The sequence below is a fragment of the Clostridium sp. HBUAS56010 genome (assembly GCF_007115105.1).
Classification (GTDB): domain Bacteria; phylum Bacillota; class Clostridia; order Lachnospirales; family Lachnospiraceae; genus Lacrimispora.
Window position 1 is genome coordinate 318,569 of the sequence record NZ_SULJ01000002.1, and the last position, 15,963, is coordinate 334,531.

At 42.7% G+C, this 15,963-nt stretch carries 17 protein-coding genes; 2 read left to right on the forward strand and 15 right to left on the reverse strand.

Features of this window, described 5'->3' with window-relative positions; translation table 11 throughout:
* Nucleotides 1-8 precede the first annotated feature (8 nt).
* The 4 genes from FAY33_RS06140 to FAY33_RS06155 all read right to left on the reverse strand — a co-directional run bounded on the left by FAY33_RS06140 (nucleotide 9) and on the right by FAY33_RS06155 (nucleotide 3,243).
* On the reverse strand, nucleotides 9-683 hold the full coding sequence (locus FAY33_RS06140; RefSeq protein WP_143319888.1) for a GntR family transcriptional regulator: 675 nt from the start codon (nucleotides 681-683) through the stop codon (nucleotides 9-11).
* The gene (gene ispE / locus FAY33_RS06145) at nucleotides 673-1,578 is read right to left on the reverse strand and encodes a 4-(cytidine 5'-diphospho)-2-C-methyl-D-erythritol kinase (protein WP_143319889.1); all 906 of its coding nucleotides are present in this window, start codon (nucleotides 1,576-1,578) and stop codon (nucleotides 673-675) included. The genes FAY33_RS06140 and ispE overlap by 11 nt, the downstream gene beginning before the upstream one ends.
* A gap of 140 nt (nucleotides 1,579-1,718) precedes the next feature.
* Nucleotides 1,719-2,297, reverse strand: a complete 579-nt coding sequence (locus FAY33_RS06150) for a (p)ppGpp synthetase (RefSeq protein ID WP_143319891.1) — start codon at nucleotides 2,295-2,297, stop codon at nucleotides 1,719-1,721.
* 157 nt (nucleotides 2,298-2,454) lie between these two features.
* Nucleotides 2,455-3,243, reverse strand: a complete 789-nt coding sequence (locus FAY33_RS06155) for a YesL family protein (protein WP_143319892.1) — start codon at nucleotides 3,241-3,243, stop codon at nucleotides 2,455-2,457.
* Between the two features lie 170 nt (nucleotides 3,244-3,413).
* On the opposite strand from FAY33_RS06155, the gene FAY33_RS06160 reads away from it, so the two are divergent.
* Nucleotides 3,414-4,115 carry a hypothetical protein gene (locus FAY33_RS06160; protein WP_143319893.1) on the forward strand — a complete coding sequence of 234 codons (702 nt, stop codon included), beginning with the start codon at nucleotides 3,414-3,416 and terminating at the stop codon, nucleotides 4,113-4,115.
* Here the strand turns inward: FAY33_RS06160 and FAY33_RS06165 are convergent.
* The 4 genes from FAY33_RS06165 to FAY33_RS06180 form a co-directional block, all read right to left on the reverse strand.
* A complete protein-coding gene (locus tag FAY33_RS06165; RefSeq protein ID WP_185967512.1) occupies nucleotides 4,051-4,839 on the reverse strand; it encodes a GNAT family N-acetyltransferase in 789 nt (262 codons plus the stop codon). The genes FAY33_RS06160 and FAY33_RS06165 overlap by 65 nt on opposite strands.
* The gene (locus FAY33_RS06170; RefSeq protein WP_143319896.1) at nucleotides 4,805-5,323 is read right to left on the reverse strand and encodes a peptidylprolyl isomerase; all 519 of its coding nucleotides are present in this window, start codon (nucleotides 5,321-5,323) and stop codon (nucleotides 4,805-4,807) included. The genes FAY33_RS06165 and FAY33_RS06170 overlap by 35 nt, the downstream gene beginning before the upstream one ends.
* A 251-nt stretch (nucleotides 5,324-5,574) precedes the next feature.
* Nucleotides 5,575-6,540: a choloylglycine hydrolase family protein gene (locus FAY33_RS06175; protein ID WP_143319898.1), complete on the reverse strand. Its 966-nt coding sequence runs from the start codon at nucleotides 6,538-6,540 to the stop codon at nucleotides 5,575-5,577.
* 53 nt (nucleotides 6,541-6,593) lie between these two features.
* Nucleotides 6,594-7,943: a sodium:alanine symporter family protein gene (locus FAY33_RS06180; RefSeq protein WP_143319899.1), complete on the reverse strand. Its 1,350-nt coding sequence runs from the start codon at nucleotides 7,941-7,943 to the stop codon at nucleotides 6,594-6,596.
* Nucleotides 7,944-8,092: 149 nt separating this feature from the next.
* On the opposite strand from FAY33_RS06180, the gene FAY33_RS06185 reads away from it, so the two are divergent.
* Nucleotides 8,093-9,076 carry a zinc dependent phospholipase C family protein gene (locus tag FAY33_RS06185; protein WP_143319901.1) on the forward strand — a complete coding sequence of 328 codons (984 nt, stop codon included), beginning with the start codon at nucleotides 8,093-8,095 and terminating at the stop codon, nucleotides 9,074-9,076.
* A gap of 75 nt (nucleotides 9,077-9,151) precedes the next feature.
* On the opposite strand, the gene FAY33_RS06190 is transcribed toward FAY33_RS06185, so the two are convergent.
* The 7 genes from FAY33_RS06190 to FAY33_RS06220 form a co-directional block, all read right to left on the reverse strand.
* Complete coding sequence (locus FAY33_RS06190) at nucleotides 9,152-9,739, reverse strand: hypothetical protein (protein ID WP_143319902.1); 588 nt, start codon at nucleotides 9,737-9,739, stop codon at nucleotides 9,152-9,154.
* 129 nt (nucleotides 9,740-9,868) lie between these two features.
* Nucleotides 9,869-10,708, reverse strand: a complete 840-nt coding sequence (locus tag FAY33_RS06195; protein ID WP_143319904.1) for a LicD family protein — start codon at nucleotides 10,706-10,708, stop codon at nucleotides 9,869-9,871.
* A gap of 10 nt (nucleotides 10,709-10,718) precedes the next feature.
* Entirely contained in the window at nucleotides 10,719-12,059 is a 1,341-nt protein-coding gene (gene rfbH, locus FAY33_RS06200; protein WP_143319905.1) for a lipopolysaccharide biosynthesis protein RfbH, read from the reverse strand.
* A gap of 21 nt (nucleotides 12,060-12,080) precedes the next feature.
* Nucleotides 12,081-13,160 carry a CDP-glucose 4,6-dehydratase gene (gene rfbG / locus FAY33_RS06205; RefSeq protein WP_143319906.1) on the reverse strand — a complete coding sequence of 360 codons (1,080 nt, stop codon included), beginning with the start codon at nucleotides 13,158-13,160 and terminating at the stop codon, nucleotides 12,081-12,083.
* 1 nt (nucleotide 13,161) lies between these two features.
* Nucleotides 13,162-13,938 carry a glucose-1-phosphate cytidylyltransferase gene (gene rfbF / locus FAY33_RS06210; RefSeq protein ID WP_143319908.1) on the reverse strand — a complete coding sequence of 259 codons (777 nt, stop codon included), beginning with the start codon at nucleotides 13,936-13,938 and terminating at the stop codon, nucleotides 13,162-13,164.
* A gap of 16 nt (nucleotides 13,939-13,954) precedes the next feature.
* Entirely contained in the window at nucleotides 13,955-14,737 is a 783-nt protein-coding gene (locus tag FAY33_RS06215) for a glycosyltransferase family 2 protein (RefSeq protein WP_143319909.1), read from the reverse strand.
* A 107-nt stretch (nucleotides 14,738-14,844) separates the two neighbouring features.
* Nucleotides 14,845-15,870 carry a M42 family metallopeptidase gene (locus FAY33_RS06220; protein WP_143319911.1) on the reverse strand — a complete coding sequence of 342 codons (1,026 nt, stop codon included), beginning with the start codon at nucleotides 15,868-15,870 and terminating at the stop codon, nucleotides 14,845-14,847.
* Nucleotides 15,871-15,963 lie beyond the last annotated feature (93 nt).

Consider the following 15,963-nt stretch of genomic DNA (forward strand, 5'->3'; position numbering starts at 1 on the left):
TCCTTATCCTATTCATTTTCCTTGATATTTCTTAAAACAGTGATCTCCTGATTATCAATATGTTCTCTCATCGCAAGCTTTGCATCTTCTACCCGGCGGTTTGAAACTGCATCTAATATATTGTTATGTTCCAGCAATAAAACCTGACGTTTTTCTTCATCTTTGATGTATTCCAGACGATAGCGGTACATCTGCTCTCTTAAATTATTAATCATCTGGACCAGCCTGTCGTTGCAGGTGCTTTTATATATCACATCATGGTAGGCTTCATCTGTCTCCGCAATCTCCATGGCACTTCCACTTAACAGCGCATTCTTAAACTCTTCCTGTCTCTTATACAGTTCTTCTACCTCGTCAGGAAGCATACGCTGACACGCCAGCTCAATGGCAAGTTCTTCTAAGGATCTGCGGACCTCTAACACATCCCTTAAACTCTTCTCAGAAATCTTCGCAACTTCCGCACCCTTTCTTGGAATCATGAGAACCAGTCCTTCAAGTTCCAGCTTCCGGATCGCTTCCCGGATAGGAGTCCGGCTCACGCCAAGGCGTTCCGCAAGCTGAATCTCCATCAGACGCTCTCCTGGTGCCAGCTCTCCTTTTAATATTGCCTGTCGCAGGGTGTTGAAGACCACATCACGAAGCGGCAGATATTCATTCATATCAACCTTTAGATCATTGCTCATTAGTAACCTCCTTGGTGTTGTAAAAATTAGTTAAGTATACTTGCTTTGCCAGATTCTGGCTCTCACCGTAACGCAGTTCCTCATAGGCGTTTTCCGCTGCTTTTGGATTAACAAAAATACCAAAAACAGTAGGTCCGCTTCCGCTCATCAATGCGTTCACCGCTCCCAATTCCTTCATTCGGTCCTTGATCTGTGCAATGACTGGATATTCAGGAATCGTAACTGTCTCAAGAACATTCCCCAGGCGCCTTGCCACCTGATGGATGCTGTGGCTCTTAATTGCCCCAATCATTCCATCAATATCGGGATGATCTTCTGGTCTTAATCCTGCCGCGTCAAGATGTTCATAAACAAACTTCGTAGACACACTTACCGCCGGCTTTGCAATCAGCACCTGACACTGGGGCATATCAGGAAGAGGCGTCAGAATCTCTCCGATTCCCTCGGACAGAACCGTTCCCCTCATCACACAGTACGGAACATCCGCACCAATCTTTAAGCCCCGTTCCATCAGTTCCTCTCTTGTAAGACCAAGCTGAAACATCTTATTAACTCCGAACAAAACGGCTGCTGCATCACTGCTTCCTCCTGCCATTCCGGCAGAAACAGGGATGAACTTTTTTAAATGAATCCGTATGCCATGGGCAACATGGAATTCATCCATGAGCAGCCGTGCTGCCTTATACACCAGATTGTTCTCATTTACAGGCAGATAATATAGATTCGTTACGATCTCAATCCCCGGTGTCTCCTTCAGGTATATATCGATCTTATCATAAAGGCCCACAGTCTGCATGATCATGCGCACATCGTGGTATCCGTCTTCCCGTTTTCCCAAAACATCAAGCCCCAGATTAATTTTCCCATATGCTTTTAATCCCAGATGTCTTATCATAGGCAAACAGCCCTCACTTTTTGTAAATAAAATTGTATTTTTTCATTTTTTTGTATACAGTATTTATTATATACTCAATCATATAAAAATACAAGCGTTATTCTTTTAACGCGAAAACTCCGGCAATCGTTATGCCGGAGTTATAATAACGCTTCCATTCCCTCTTCCATGTCTCGTAGAGTTTCTGCATATGCCTTAAATGCTTCCCTGGCACCGTTGTCCTGTTTTCCTTTGTAACAGATCCGATGCTCCATACTCGCCCACAAATCCATGGACATGGTTCTTAACTGAATTTCAACCGGATAGTATTCCATCCCGTCTGTATGGTAGACGGGAACACCAAACACAATGTGATAGCTCCGGTATCCGTTGGACTTCGGTGCAGCAATATAGTCGCACTCTTTTATGATTACAATATCCGTCTGCTTTTTTAACAGGCTGACGATGGCATAAATATCTCTGACAAAAAAACAAATAACCCGGATTCCTGCAATATCCGTCAAATAGTTCCTGGCAGAATCCGTACTGACTTCATATCCATTATGAAGAAGTTTGTTCTCAATACTCTCCTTCTGTTTGATCCTGTGCTGAATATGATGAATCGGATAATTCTGATTCTTTCTCCTGTAATCCTGATTCAGTACGTCCACTCTGACACGAATATTCTTAAGGGCATCCTCGTAAGGCTGAACAAAGCAGAGATACTCTTCTTCGGTCATATTCCACCTCCCTGGCAATTCATCATGGAACATAAGTATAACCTTTTTTTGTGTCCATAGCGTGTCCAAAGTATGAATTAAACCCATGGAAGTGCAGCAAAAAAACGCTGTCCGTATCATGCCATGGCACAAATACTCAACAGCGTTCTCAAAGGACTTAGTTCTGTTTCTCCGGCATGTCCTCGTCACCGTCTTCTTCTATGGAAGAATTCTTATCTGCCAGAGAGTTCTCATCTCCTTTTGCCATAAGAATGCTGCTTATGGGTTCTTCCCCATCTCCAAAAAGAGGACGCAGCTCGTCATCCGTCTGTTTGGTCTTTGGCATGTACAATTCAAAGACCGGAGCCAGAATGTAAGAATTTATAAATGCAAGAAGCGGGAATCCAAATAACATAAAGATCATAAGGATGGGCGGGATCATAAAGTAAAATCCGGCAGCCAGCAATGCGCCGTTAATCGCGATCATGCCAATGGTCCGGAATAAATGCCGGATTGACATAAAGAACGCATTGAAAATTGTACGTTTTACACCATTATAAAATCTGGACTGCAATGGGAATATATACATAAAAATAGCTGTATATACAATCAGCAGGGCCAGAAATACGGTAAGCATCACCGTCTTTACTGTTCCATTCCCAACATAAATTCTGGCAAAGAAATACAGATCCACTCCAAGAATGGCTCCTGCCACCAAAAGGAGCAGCCAGATCACCGTTGCCTGCTTAAAGTTCTCTTTAAAGGATTTAAAGAAGGACTTTATGGTGTAACCGTCATCATCTCTTGCAAGCTTTAATGTCACATAATAGACGGCTGTGGTAGAGGCTCCTATGGTAAAGATCGGAATACTGCATATCACCCACAGAATATTTAAAAGTATCAAGTCTCCGAATTTGCCGATAAAGCGCCACACCGGATTATCATAATTAAAAAAACCAGATAACATATGTCATTCCCCTTCTCTTATAGCGTCAAAGATATTATAGCGGATTTACTAATAAAAAGCAAACCTTCTCGTTTATTTCATGAAAAATTTATATTTATTTTTTCTCTATTTTTCTTTTCTGTGTTATAATCAGAAAAGAATCTGGAATAAAAAAGAAAGAGGAGCAGATAATGACCCCTTACGAAGACAAAACCATGAAAAGCGTCCTCCGAACGGAGAGACAGAAATTAAAGGACATGAGCCTGAAGGACAAACTGTGGTATATCTGGGAATATTATAAATTTCCCATTATTGGTTCAATTACTGCTCTGTTCCTTGTTATCTCTATTGGAAGCACGGTATATAATAACCGTTTTGAAACGGTACTGAACTGTGTCCTGTTAAACAGTCAGTTAACCACAGCGGACACTTCTCCGGATGATTATTTTGACAAAGGCTTCCGCCAGTATATGAACTTTTCCGACGATGTGAAGATTGAAGCCAATCACTCCATGTCACTTACCTTTGAAGAATCTGCCATGAGCGATTTTACCTATGCAGAACTGGCGAAGCTGTCTGCCATGATAACCAGCAAGGAACTCGATGTAATCATTGGAAGAAAGGATTCCATTGACCATTTTGGCCAGATGGGCGGCTTTACGGATTTAACACAGCTTTTGACTCCTGAAGAATACGAAAAGGTGAAAGACCGGATCTACTTCGTGACTGTTTCGGAAACGGGAGAAAAAGTACCCGCAGGGATCCGGGTGGATGGGGACAGTTTTCAGGAGAATACAGGACTTTTGATTGATGGTCCTATTCTTTCCGTTATGACCAATTCCACTCATAAAGACACAGCGGCTGGCTTAATCCGCTACATGTTCGGTCTATAAGCACAAATCCAAGATCTTTTGCAAGATTGACCGAAGGAATATTAGATTCTTCTATTCTTGCATAGACCTTACGGGAGATCCGTTCTCCTGCATAAGCTAAGATTGCCTGACATGCTTCTTTGGCATAGCCTTTGTTTCTCCACGCTGAAAAGATATGATATCCCAGTTCCACGGGGGTATCATTTTTTTCTATTATCCGAAAAAACGGATCGCACTCCTGTGGATCCATAGGCACAATTCCTGCTTTTCCTATTACGCTTCCAGTCTCGTTATCAATAACTGCCCAGATACCATACTCATAAAAACCATATTGGCATCTGATGTACTCTCCCAGCAAATCCTGATTAAGAAAGATCTTACCGCTTTTTCCTCCATCGGGTTCCCTTGGTATAGAAATCCAGTCTTCCTTCACAAATTCCCTTATGGTAAGCCGGCTGGTTCTTTTAATATGCCAGGGTAGTCCAACCCTTCTTCTTACCACTCTTTCTAATAACTCTTCATTGATATCTTCTATGGATTCCACCACATAAGAAGCAGGAGAAAGACTTTGTCCACCGCATCTTTGATCCCATAAACCAATAACAGCCCTGCCTTCTGCATAAGCAGACCGCAGGGCCTTCTGATCATCGGAGACGGTAATCTTAAACTTGCTTCCTTCTATTATAATTTCCCGTTCCACCATCATCATATTAGCAGGTCTCTGGTTCTGGATATTCTTCCCCAAATGTATCTGCGGTCATGGACTTAATCTTCTGCTCAGTCAACGGACGGTCATTATAATCCGTCTTAACATCGGCAATCTTATTCACAATATCCATTCCTTCTGTTACTTTGCCAAATGCGGCATAAGCGCCATCAAGATGAGGTGCATCTTTGTGCATAATAAAGAACTGTGATCCTGCTGAATCTGGATGCATAGCTCTTGCCATGGAAAGCACGCCTTCGGAATGCTTAAATGAATTCGTCACGCCGTTCTGGCTGAATTCTCCTTTAATGGAATAACCAGGACCACCAGTGCCGTTGCCGTCAGGACAACCTCCCTGAATCATAAAACCATTGATGACTCTGTGAAAAATTAAACCATCGTAAAAACCTTTTTTAACAAGACTGATAAAGTTGTTCACTGTGTTTGGTGCAACCTCTGGGTAAAGCTCGGCTTTGATTACATCGCCGTTTTCCATTGTAATTGTTATTACCGGATTCGTCATAATTGTTATTCCTTTCTCGCTGTTACGCTCGCATATGTTTGTATTTTATCAAATCAGCCAGAGTTTGTCCAGTTGTTCATATTTTGTTTAAAGTTCATTCAAAAACCTTTTACATCAATAACATGATTTCTTCATGATTGCTGGATATACTAATGGTGTAAAGAAAATTAATTATAATATTTTTTTCATAATACGGGCTGGTAAGCATTTACCAGCCCTCCTCCCTTTTTAAACAGCTTTCTGGCTGAATCTTAAATCGCTCCCAAGTTAACCAGTCTGACATCTGGTTTCTCATTCTCAAAAAGCCCGGCAGTTCCTACCTGTATATTGTCATAAGTTTTAAAGAAATATTCACAGGTAGCCGTATTAATAAATGCCGTATACCGAGTATAATCGTATTCATTTCTGTTCGTTATAACAGCCCCTTTCGGCACCATCACACTTTCCATTATATGAAAACAGGAGACCACTGCCTGATTCGCGGTTTCTGGAACCGGTATAAAGGATTTCAGATAAGACGTCCGCACAAATCTTTCCGGAGAGGTATAACCACCGGGAAGGACCTGAGTTCCTCCCGCCTGTCCGAACGGAGTCAGCCGGTAATTTCCCCAGAACACTTCCTCTTCCTGATAAGGACTTGCTTCCATATAATTTCTTAGATTTGTCAGATGCCATGTAAAATCAGGACTGTTTGCCAGGACTCCCACAGGATTATGAAAGATCTCCATTCCCCTGTCCGTCTGTTCCACTACCACACAGTTTCCGCTTCGGTCCACTGCAATCCAGTGAAGAGGTGCCACAGTCTTTGTTACAGGATCTTCAACACCTACAATTCTTATTTGTTTTATTACTCTCTTTAAATCTTCAACATTTGCACAGTTTCCTAAGATATAATGGAGAAAATCAAAGGAGGCAATGGCATTATTCTGGTCCGCTCCCGGAGTACTGCCATAATTTGCATAACCCGCAAAATAAAGTGCTGCTGCTGCAAATCCCATCTCATTGACCCCATCAAAAAATCCCAAAAGGCTATCAATCTGCTGTCCAATGCCAATGAACCGGTAACGATTCGTAATACGGCTTCCGTTGAAGCTGTTTCTCCATTGGTATCCGGACGGAACAATATAAAGATGGGGTTCAATATCATAAGAAAAGTCCATGTTTCTTCCAAAAATAGTTTCTCCCTGTTTAGACTGGAGCGTAAGAGCAGTACACATTTGATATACCTCCTGTTTATGTATGGATAAGTTTATTGAAATAGATGCAATCTTTATTCTGGAACCGTTACCTCTTTTATGAGGAAAATAAGCGCAATCATATTGGGAATTGCCATAAGACCATTCCAGATGTCAGAAAATTCCCATACAGTCTCAAGCTTTGCAAGACAGCCTAAAAAAACGGCTCCAAGGTAAAGAAATGTATACACTTTACCTCTTAAAATCCGCTGAACAAAATAGAGAATGTTCCGTTTCTTCAAACTCTCTGCCAGGTAAACGGCTGCCTGGCGCCCAAGATAATACCATGCAATAATGGTTGCAAACGCAAAGACAAGCATGGCTCCTGACACTACATACTGACCCATTGGTCCAAGACGCTTTGAAAAGCTGTATGCAGTAAGAGCTGCCCCGTCATAACCGGAACCTGCCGCATCTCCATCCGTCATACAGAGAATTACCATGGCAGTCATGGTGCAGATTAATATCGTATCAAAAAACACTTCAAACATTGCCCACATGCCCTGCTGCTGAGGAGTTGTATCTTCAGCCGCTCCATGAAGCACTGCCATGCTTCCCAGTCCAGCCTCATTGGAAAATACTCCTCTTGAAATGCCATATTGAAGACTTTTACTGATCCCATATCCAGCCGCACCGGAAAAAACCGCAACCGGCTGAAACGCATCTTTAAAAATACATTGAAAAATATATGGTATTTTGTCAAAACAGGACATAATAACCACCATAGAAAATAACATATAGATTCCTGCTGATATGGGGATCAGCCGTTCAGATACTACTGCAATCCTGCTGATTCCGCCAAGAATAACTAAAAAAACCACTCCTGTTAAAAGAACGCCAATGGAGGCAGGAGCAATGCCAAAAGAATATTCCATGGTTTCTGCAATGGAATTGGACTGAACCATACTTCCCATTCCAAGGGATACCATGATGCACAAAAAGCTGTATATCATGCCAAGAACAGGTTTTTTAAGCCCTCGCTCCAGATATACCATGGGACCGCAGATCCATGCACCATTCTGATCTCTGTAACGGTAACGGATTCCCAACATGGTTTCTGCATAACCCGTCATCATGCCAATGGCTGCTGATACCCACATCCAGAATATGGCGCCTGGTCCTCCTGCTGTAAGAGCAGTGGCAACACCCACAATGTTGCCGGTACCAATGGTGGCTGCAAGAGCTGTACAGGCTGTCTGAAATTTGGTTACACCTCCTGTTTTGTCATCCTCCTCTTCCCGAATGCTTCCAATGGTCTGCATCCACCAGTAAGAGAGCTTCCTGATTTGAAAAAATCCTGTTTTTATCGTGTATACAATTCCTATCCCAAGGAATAGAATCAGAAGCCATGGTCCCCAGACCAGTTCATGTATGTGATGTATCATGGAATCATCTCCCCAGTGCTTTCCTTAACACATATTCTGGAAAACCGCATAGTATGAAAATTTCCAGTGATTTTCATACAAAAAAAAGGAACCTATGGTATAATCAAGCTATACTTTCTTGTACTTAATAAAAATGTGAGGTGAACAATATGCCCGGTTTTACAACCCACTACCTGATGGGAGTCAAGGTTTATAATGATATGGATAATAATTCTTTAAAACGAATCATATCAAAATACCGCTGGCTTTATCAGCTTGGTCTTCAGGGTCCGGATATGTTTTTTTACAATATTCCCATTCTGCGTCACAGAGATTACCGCAATGTCGGTTCTTATATGCACGAGAATCATGTCCATGACTTTTTTGTTACCTGCTTAAACCGATTGTCCCAAATTGAATCAAGACAACAGCGGGAACAAGCAATCTCCTATATGAGTGGATTTTTCTGTCATTATATCGGAGACTCCATCTGCCACCCCTATGTCTACGGAAGAATTGAGTATAATGTAAAAAATTCCAGCAATTACCACCACGGACTTCATGCCACGCTGGAAAATGACATTGATGCTCTGCTTCTTATGAAATATAAGAAAAAAAAGCCTTCCCAGTTTAATCAGGCGGCTACCATCTGTTTAAACGGCCAGGAGATGCAGTTTCTTTCCAGATTTTTATCGAGCTGTATTAATGAAACCTATTATCCTTTAAACTATAAGAATAACTTTCAGGTAACTCCCAGAATGGTATCCCGGTCCATCATTGCCCTGCGGCTTGGCTGCCGAACCCTTGCAGACCCGAAAAGCAGGAAGAAAAACAGCATTGAGTTTATAGAATCCCTGTTTTTGCGTAACCCAATCGCATCGAAAAAGCTGGTTACAGATATTGTTCCAGATCCGGTGGAAACGCTGAACTTAAATCATGAAACCTGGTGCAATCCCTGGAATCCCAGACTTGCTTCCAAAGCATCCTTTCCAGAACTTTTCCACCATACCATGATTAAGTGTAACGATATTTTTTTCCTGTTAAACGAAGAACTTTCTTCTTCCATTCCCTTAAAAAGCCTGGATCACAACCGGCTGTTAAAAGAACTGGGGAATTACTCCTATCACAGCGGACTGGCAGTGGATTCTGATTAACCAATAATCGTTACAAAAAAACATGGATGAAGAACTGACCTTAAGTCACTCTTCATCCATGTTTTTTTATCATTCTCATTTGGATGCTGCAGAGGATGCTTCTTCCTCTTCGGCATCTTCCTCATCTTCTGGTGCTGTCGTTTCCATAATAACCGCATCAGCCTTTGGTTCAATTGCCTGATCCGATCCCTTTGGAATCTCCTGATCCACAAGCCAATACTCTTCCTGAGCCATGGTATTGTCCGGAATAACCATCACATGCAGATCGTATTCCTTAAAGAATCCTCCATAAGAGGTTTCACTTGATCTCTCAAAGGAGAAATCCTGAATGGCTGCTTCATCATTTAAGAACCTTACGGCTGCATTGGCAAACTCCACTGCCTCTTCTGAGGTTGTCCCCTGTCTCACAATTAATGTTAAATCCATACTTTTTGTCTTCGGTTCCATGCTGTAATTAACACTCAATGCCATCGGATACTGGTCATTGTTAACAAATTCTTCATCCATATCGTTCCCAATCTGAGACCAGTCTAAAACAATTCCCTGCTGAGTCTCAAAAACCGGCTCTGCCGGACCGCCTGAAGAAAGGATGGTGCTTTTTGTACAGCCTGATAATAACAGCACTGACACAGCACATATCATGAACGCTTTGTTCTTCATCATAATTTCCTCCTTAATGAACATGTAACATTATATAGGATGTATCTCCTTTTTTGTAGTGCTTTCGGAAAAAAGTCAGAAAATCTTCACAAATGTGTCAGACCTTGCACTGCTTTCATTTAATCCTGATTATCAATCGTAAATCTGAATCTCCGTACTGGAGTGGGTCGGCACACGCATCTCTTTGGGAGGCAGTTCCTTATAATCCCCGTAAATCCAGGTCAAGACTTCATGCCAGCCCTTTGGTGCCATCAGTCTGGTGTCTTCAAATTCTAAATCCACCGTCTCCTCACACCATTCTTTTTTAAGAGTCACATATAGATAGTCCGGCTGATAGTTACTGTAATAGCGAAGCCTGCTTTTCCCTTTTCGGTCTTTCACCGCTATCTGATACTGAAACTTTCTCAGCACCTTCATAGGTATCAGCTTTCCAATCAGCGCCAGAACACCTACACCGATTTTATTGGTCAGACTGTATTTTTTTAAATCCAGCTTATACCGGTGTCCCATTGCCATTCCATAGATTATGGTGTGAAGAAACAGGGTCAGAGTGGAAGAAAACTTTCTCTCCGGCAATTCATCAATGGTAAATAGATCCACCCACAAATGATTTAACTTTCCTTCATAGTATTCCATCTCTTTTGAATCTTCATGAGTTCTGCTGTTCTTATAGAGAATCCGGGCAGTAAAATCATAGAACGCTTTTCCGCCTTTTAAGTCTTTTGGCTCTAACAGTTCCATAGTATCAGGAAGTTCTCTCCTTACCACCTTTAAAAATGCCTCATAGTTGGGACGGGTAAATGCCACATCCGCATCGTCATCCCAGGGAATAAATCCTTTATGACGGACAGCTCCTAACAGTGTCCCTGCATCCAGAAGATACTTGATCCGGTATGTGCGGCAGATCCGGTCAATCTCCTTTAATATGGCAAGATTAGCCTGATGGACTTTTGTTAAATCGTATTCTTCCATATCTCCCCCATTACTGTCTGACAGCTTCTTTTATCACCTTTGCCATATAATCAATCATCTCATCTGACATTCCCGGATAAACACCAACCCAAAACGTATCTTCCATAATCCGGTCTGTATTCTTTAATTCACCAACAATACGGAACCCTTCTCCCGCTTCCCGCATCTGATCAAAACAGGGATGCTTTGTTAGATTTCCGGCAAACAGCATTCTGGTCTGTACTCCTTTGGATTCCACATAGGACACTACCTGATTTCGGTCCACTCCTTCCTTGCAGGTAAGAAGAAAACCAAACCAGCTTGGCTTAGAATTAGGACATGCCTCTGGCAGAATCAGTTTATCAGAAACCTCTGAAAGCCCTTTAGAAAGACGGTCAAAGTTATGACGTCTGCGTTCCACGAAAGAAGGGAACTTATCAAGCTGGGCACAGCCGATGGATGCCTGCATATCTGTAGTCTTTAGATTATAGCCAAAGTGGGAATACACATATTTGTGGTCATAGCCTACCGGAAGCTGTCCATACTGGCGGTCAAACCGGTGTCCGCACAGATTGTCTGTTCCTGACGGGCATACACAATCCCGTCCCCAGTCACGTAGAGAGCGAATGATCTTGTTGAGCAGGGAATTACTGGTGTAAACTGCTCCTCCTTCTCCCATGGTCATGTGATGAGGGGGATAGAAACTGGAAGTTCCAATATCTCCGATAGTTCCGGTAAAGCGTTCTTCGCCGTCAATGGTGTACTTTGTTCCAAGAGCATCGCAGTTGTCTTCCACCAGCCACAGATTGTATTTATCACAGAAGGCTTTTACACTGGAAAGATCATATGGATTCCCTAAAGTATGGGCAATCATGACTGCTTTCGTCTTTTCAGAACGTGCTGCCTCCAGCATGGTTACATCAATATTATACTGGGGAATGGTTACATCTACAAATACCGGGACTGCCCCGTACTGGATCATGGGATTGACTGTAGTTGGAAATCCTGCTGCCACAGTAATTACTTCATCTCCCCGCCTGATCTGACGCTCTTTTAAAAGCGGAGAAGTAAGTGTCATAAATGCCAGAAGATTGGCAGAAGAACCGGAATTGACAAGGGAGCAAAACCGGACATTTAAGTATTTTGCAAATTTCTTTTCAAACTCATTGGTGTAGCGGCCAGAAGTCAGCCAAAATTCCAGAGAACTGTCCACCAGGTTCACCATCTCTTCGTGATCATACACTCGGGAAGCATAGGAAATTCGGTCTCCCTCCTCATAGGGCTTCTTCTGATTGTGAAACGTATCACAATATTCTTTTACAAGTTCAAGAATCTCTTCTCTTGCTTCTTGTTCTGATTTGTGTTCAAACATAACGATCTCCTCCTCTCGGTTCTAGGAACTAAAAAATTCTGCGATCTGCTGATCCATAACTTCAAGCATATCCGCACCATCCAGATAAGCTTTTGTCCACTGAATGGTTTTTTCTACTGCTTCTTTTACACTGTATCTTGGGGTCCAGTGGAATACACGTTTTATCTTTGAGCAATCCAGTTTCAGGAAATTAGCTTCATGAGGACCACCTTCAAAACGGTCTGCCCAGGTAATGCCGTCTCCCCATAATTCACAAAAAAGACTGGCTAGTTCCCCAGTTGTCACACAATCCCGGTCATCCGGACCTACGTTATAGTATCCCTGGAACGTACGGTCTTCATACTGTTTCATGGCAATGGTCATATAAATAGAAAGAGGTTCCAGTACATGCTGATACGGCCTTGTGGAATGAGGATTTCTGACAATGATCTCCTGCTTTTTCTGAACTGCACGGATGCAGTCTGGAATAATGCGGTCATTGGCAAAGTCTCCACCTCCGATTACATTTCCCGCCCTGGAGGTGGAGATTGCGGTCTGCCCATCCAAAAAGAACGATCTGGCATAGCTGTGGGTTACCAGCTCAGAGCAGGACTTGCTGTTAGAGTAAGGATCATACCCGTCGAGGGGATCATTCTCCCTGTAACCATACTCCCATTCCCGGTTCTCATATACCTTATCAGTAGTAACATTTAGAAATGACTTTACGGAAGAGGTAAGGCGGACACATTCCAGCATATGAACCGTACCCATCACATTGGTTTCATATGTGTACACCGGATCTTTATAGGAATCACGGACAATGGGCTGGGCTGCCAGATGAAATACAATCTCCGGCTTTCTCTCCTCAAATACCTTTTTTAAATGGTCCAGATCTCTCACATCTCCGGTTATGGAGTTCATAACATCTGAAAGCCCGGTTACATCAAACAGATTCGGGTCAGTCGGAGGGGTTAAAGAATATCCGGTGACCTCTGCACCTGCATTCATAAGAAGGCGGCAGAGCCAGGACCCTTTAAAACCAGTGTGTCCGGTGACCAGAACCTTTTTCCCTTTATAAAATCCCAAACATTCTTTCCACGTTTCACTTGTCCAATTCGTCATATTAATTCTCCCAAATCTTCCAGGGTGCCTTGCCGGACTGCCACAGTTCTTCCAGTTTCTTCATCTCACGCTGGGTATCCATACACTGCCAGAAACCAGTGTGATGGAAACTCATGAGCTGGCCTTCTTTTGCAAGATTCTGAAGAGGTTCCTGTTCCAGCACTGTAGTGTCATCCTTTAAATAGGAAAAAATCTCAGGATTCATAACCATAAATCCTCCATTGATCAGACTGGCATCCGCTTCTGCCTTTTCCCGGAAGGAACGGACCACATCTCCCTCATCAATATCCAGGACACCCTTTAACTGGGCAATGTTCACGGTAGTCATGGTTGCAATCTTTCCATGGCTCCGATGGAACTGAAGCAGTCCGTCTAAATCAACATCACAGACACCGTCACCATAGGTGAGCATAAAAGGCTCCTTGCCGATATACGGTTCAATTCTCTTAATACGCCCTCCGGTCATGGTGTTTAAGCCAGTGTCCACCAGAGTCACTTTCCATGGCTCAGAATAGTTATTATGTACTTCCATGCTGTTGTTGGCAAGGTCAAAGGTCACGTCTGAGGTGTGAAGGAAATAATCCGCAAAAAACTCCTTTACCACATATTGTTTATATCCAAGACAGATTACAAAATCATGAAATCCATACTGGGAATAATATTTCATAATATGCCAGAGAATGGGTCTTTCTCCAATCTCAATCATGGGCTTTGGCTTTAAATGGCTCTCTTCACTGATCCGGGTGCCAAGCCCTCCCGCTAGTAATACAACTTTCATTTTCTCATTCTCCAATCTATTCATACTCTTTATAAGCGTTCCGGTAAAAATACATAAGCACGTTTACAACCGGGCGCGGCCACATCTTTAAAAACATCTGGGTCTCTTCCCGTTCGCGGCTGTTATCCGCAATACAGGCTTTGGTGGTTGCCTCTTCATGAACTCTGTAAAACAAAAGGGGACGCTCTGCACAGATGAATCGTCCCTGCCGCATGGCGAGTTTATAAAGGGTGTCCCAGTCCAGGGCAAACTGATACGGAGAAGTAAAGAGAGGTTCTCCCAACAGCTCTTTATTATAGGTACATGCCGGACAGCAGATAGAATTACCAAATATAAGCACACTTTTCTTAATTATGGAATAATGGCTGCAACTGCGCAGGCGAAGAGGAGCACGCAGTATCCTCTTAACAAATTCCACTGGTTCAAATCCTGCTAGCTTATCTTCCCTTACTACCGCATATCCACTGGTAAATAAGGTCATATCCGGATACTTTTTATAACATTCCAAAAGCGTCTTTACATAATCCTTATGGTACCGGTCATCCTGGTGCGCTATGGTAACAAAACGGGCATCTGCCTTGTGATAGGCGAAGTTCCAATCTTCCCTGATGCTGCTCTTTCCCTTTCTTATCCATACGGCTATTCCGTATTTTTCTCCCAGACTGGTAATATAAGGACTGGGTGTGGAGGTACAAAGCACAATATCCGTCGGGACAGTTTGTCCCTTTAAGGAACGGATGCAGGATTCCAAATAAGGAGAATCCTTATAGGCACAGATTGCAAATACATGTGGTTTCATATTTATTCCTCAAATAATACTTCTTATGATATGGCAGTAATTATATCATAAAAGCTTTCCAACATTCTACAATATTCATTATTTTGAAAGAATTTGGAAGGCATTCCTTAGCGATTCACATAACCCTCAATCAGCTTTAAGGTCTGCTCCATTCCCTTTCGGTGGGTACGCTCGGTTCCATGGGAAGCATGGACCCCCTGTCCGATTAATGCTCCCCGAATGTTGTTGCCGCCTCGGATTGCTGCTCCCACATCAGAACCGTAATGAGGGAATACATCCACAGCATAATCCAGTTTAAGGTCTTTTGCAATCGAGATGAGAGTGCTTGTCATCTCATAATCATAAGGGCCGGAAGAATCCTGGGCACAGATGGATACCTTCTGTTCTCCACCTGTCAGATCATCTCCAAGGGCACCCATATCCACTGCAATAAATTCCTCAATATCCTCTGGAATCCAGCTTGCACCAAACCCCACCTCTTCATAGTTGCTGATTACGATCTTTAACGTTCTCTTCGGAAGCTGTCCAGACTCCTTCAAATCCTTTAATACACCCAGAAGCACAGCCACAGAAGCTTTGTCATCCAAATGTCTGGATTTAATAAAACCACTTTCTGTATATTCAAACATAGGATCAAAGCTGATATAATCTCCTGCACAGATCTCCAAGGCGCTTACATCTTCTGCATTTTCCACCATCTCATCAAGACGGACTTCCATGTTCTTTTCTTTTCTCTCCAGTGTTCTTGCATTGTCATAGGTGTGGACAGACGGCTCTTTGGTGAGTATGGTTCCAGTGTATGTCTTACCAGTTCTGGTATGGACCTTACAGTACATGCCCTCAATGCTTTCCATCATAAAGCCGCCTACGGACACAATGTTTAACATACCCTGCGGAGTTATGGAACGGACCATGGCACCCAGAGTATCCACATGGGCGGATAATCCAAGGACTTCCTTTGTCTGTCCGGGAACTTCTATAATGAGTCCGCCTTTGCGGTTATAAACGGAGGAATAACCAAATGTTTCTGCTTCCTCTTCCACTGCCTTTAACACTTCTTTTGTATAGCCGCTGGGGCTTGGTATATGAATAATCTTTTCCAATATTGTCGTTACATATGTCATGGTCTCCATAAATATGGCCTCTTTTCCCAATATTAATTTCTTTTATAATCCTGCTTCTCTATTCTAGCAGATTTTCCCGCAGATATCTACCTGATTGAAGAA

Excerpts from the sequence above, each read along its gene's own strand:
- FAY33_RS06140 (WP_143319888.1), bottom strand. The coding sequence starts at position 683 with ATGAGCAATGATCTAAAGGTTGATATGAATGAATATCTGCCGCTTCGT.
- ispE (WP_143319889.1), bottom strand. The coding sequence starts at position 1,578 with ATGATAAGACATCTGGGATTAAAAGCATATGGGAAAATTAATCTGGGG.
- FAY33_RS06150 (WP_143319891.1), bottom strand. The coding sequence starts at position 2,297 with ATGACCGAAGAAGAGTATCTCTGCTTTGTTCAGCCTTACGAGGATGCC.
- FAY33_RS06155 (WP_143319892.1), bottom strand. The coding sequence starts at position 3,243 with ATGTTATCTGGTTTTTTTAATTATGATAATCCGGTGTGGCGCTTTATC.
- FAY33_RS06160 (WP_143319893.1), top strand. The coding sequence starts at position 3,414 with ATGACCCCTTACGAAGACAAAACCATGAAAAGCGTCCTCCGAACGGAG.
- FAY33_RS06170 (WP_143319896.1), bottom strand. The coding sequence starts at position 5,323 with ATGACGAATCCGGTAATAACAATTACAATGGAAAACGGCGATGTAATC.
- FAY33_RS06175 (WP_143319898.1), bottom strand. The coding sequence starts at position 6,540 with ATGTGTACTGCTCTTACGCTCCAGTCTAAACAGGGAGAAACTATTTTT.
- FAY33_RS06180 (WP_143319899.1), bottom strand. The coding sequence starts at position 7,943 with ATGATACATCACATACATGAACTGGTCTGGGGACCATGGCTTCTGATT.
- FAY33_RS06185 (WP_143319901.1), top strand. The coding sequence starts at position 8,093 with ATGCCCGGTTTTACAACCCACTACCTGATGGGAGTCAAGGTTTATAAT.
- FAY33_RS06190 (WP_143319902.1), bottom strand. The coding sequence starts at position 9,739 with ATGATGAAGAACAAAGCGTTCATGATATGTGCTGTGTCAGTGCTGTTA.
- FAY33_RS06195 (WP_143319904.1), bottom strand. The coding sequence starts at position 10,708 with ATGGAAGAATACGATTTAACAAAAGTCCATCAGGCTAATCTTGCCATA.
- rfbH (WP_143319905.1), bottom strand. The coding sequence starts at position 12,059 with ATGTTTGAACACAAATCAGAACAAGAAGCAAGAGAAGAGATTCTTGAA.
- rfbG (WP_143319906.1), bottom strand. The coding sequence starts at position 13,160 with ATGACGAATTGGACAAGTGAAACGTGGAAAGAATGTTTGGGATTTTAT.
- rfbF (WP_143319908.1), bottom strand. The coding sequence starts at position 13,938 with ATGAAAGTTGTATTACTAGCGGGAGGGCTTGGCACCCGGATCAGTGAA.
- FAY33_RS06215 (WP_143319909.1), bottom strand. The coding sequence starts at position 14,737 with ATGAAACCACATGTATTTGCAATCTGTGCCTATAAGGATTCTCCTTAT.
- FAY33_RS06220 (WP_143319911.1), bottom strand. The coding sequence starts at position 15,870 with ATGGAGACCATGACATATGTAACGACAATATTGGAAAAGATTATTCAT.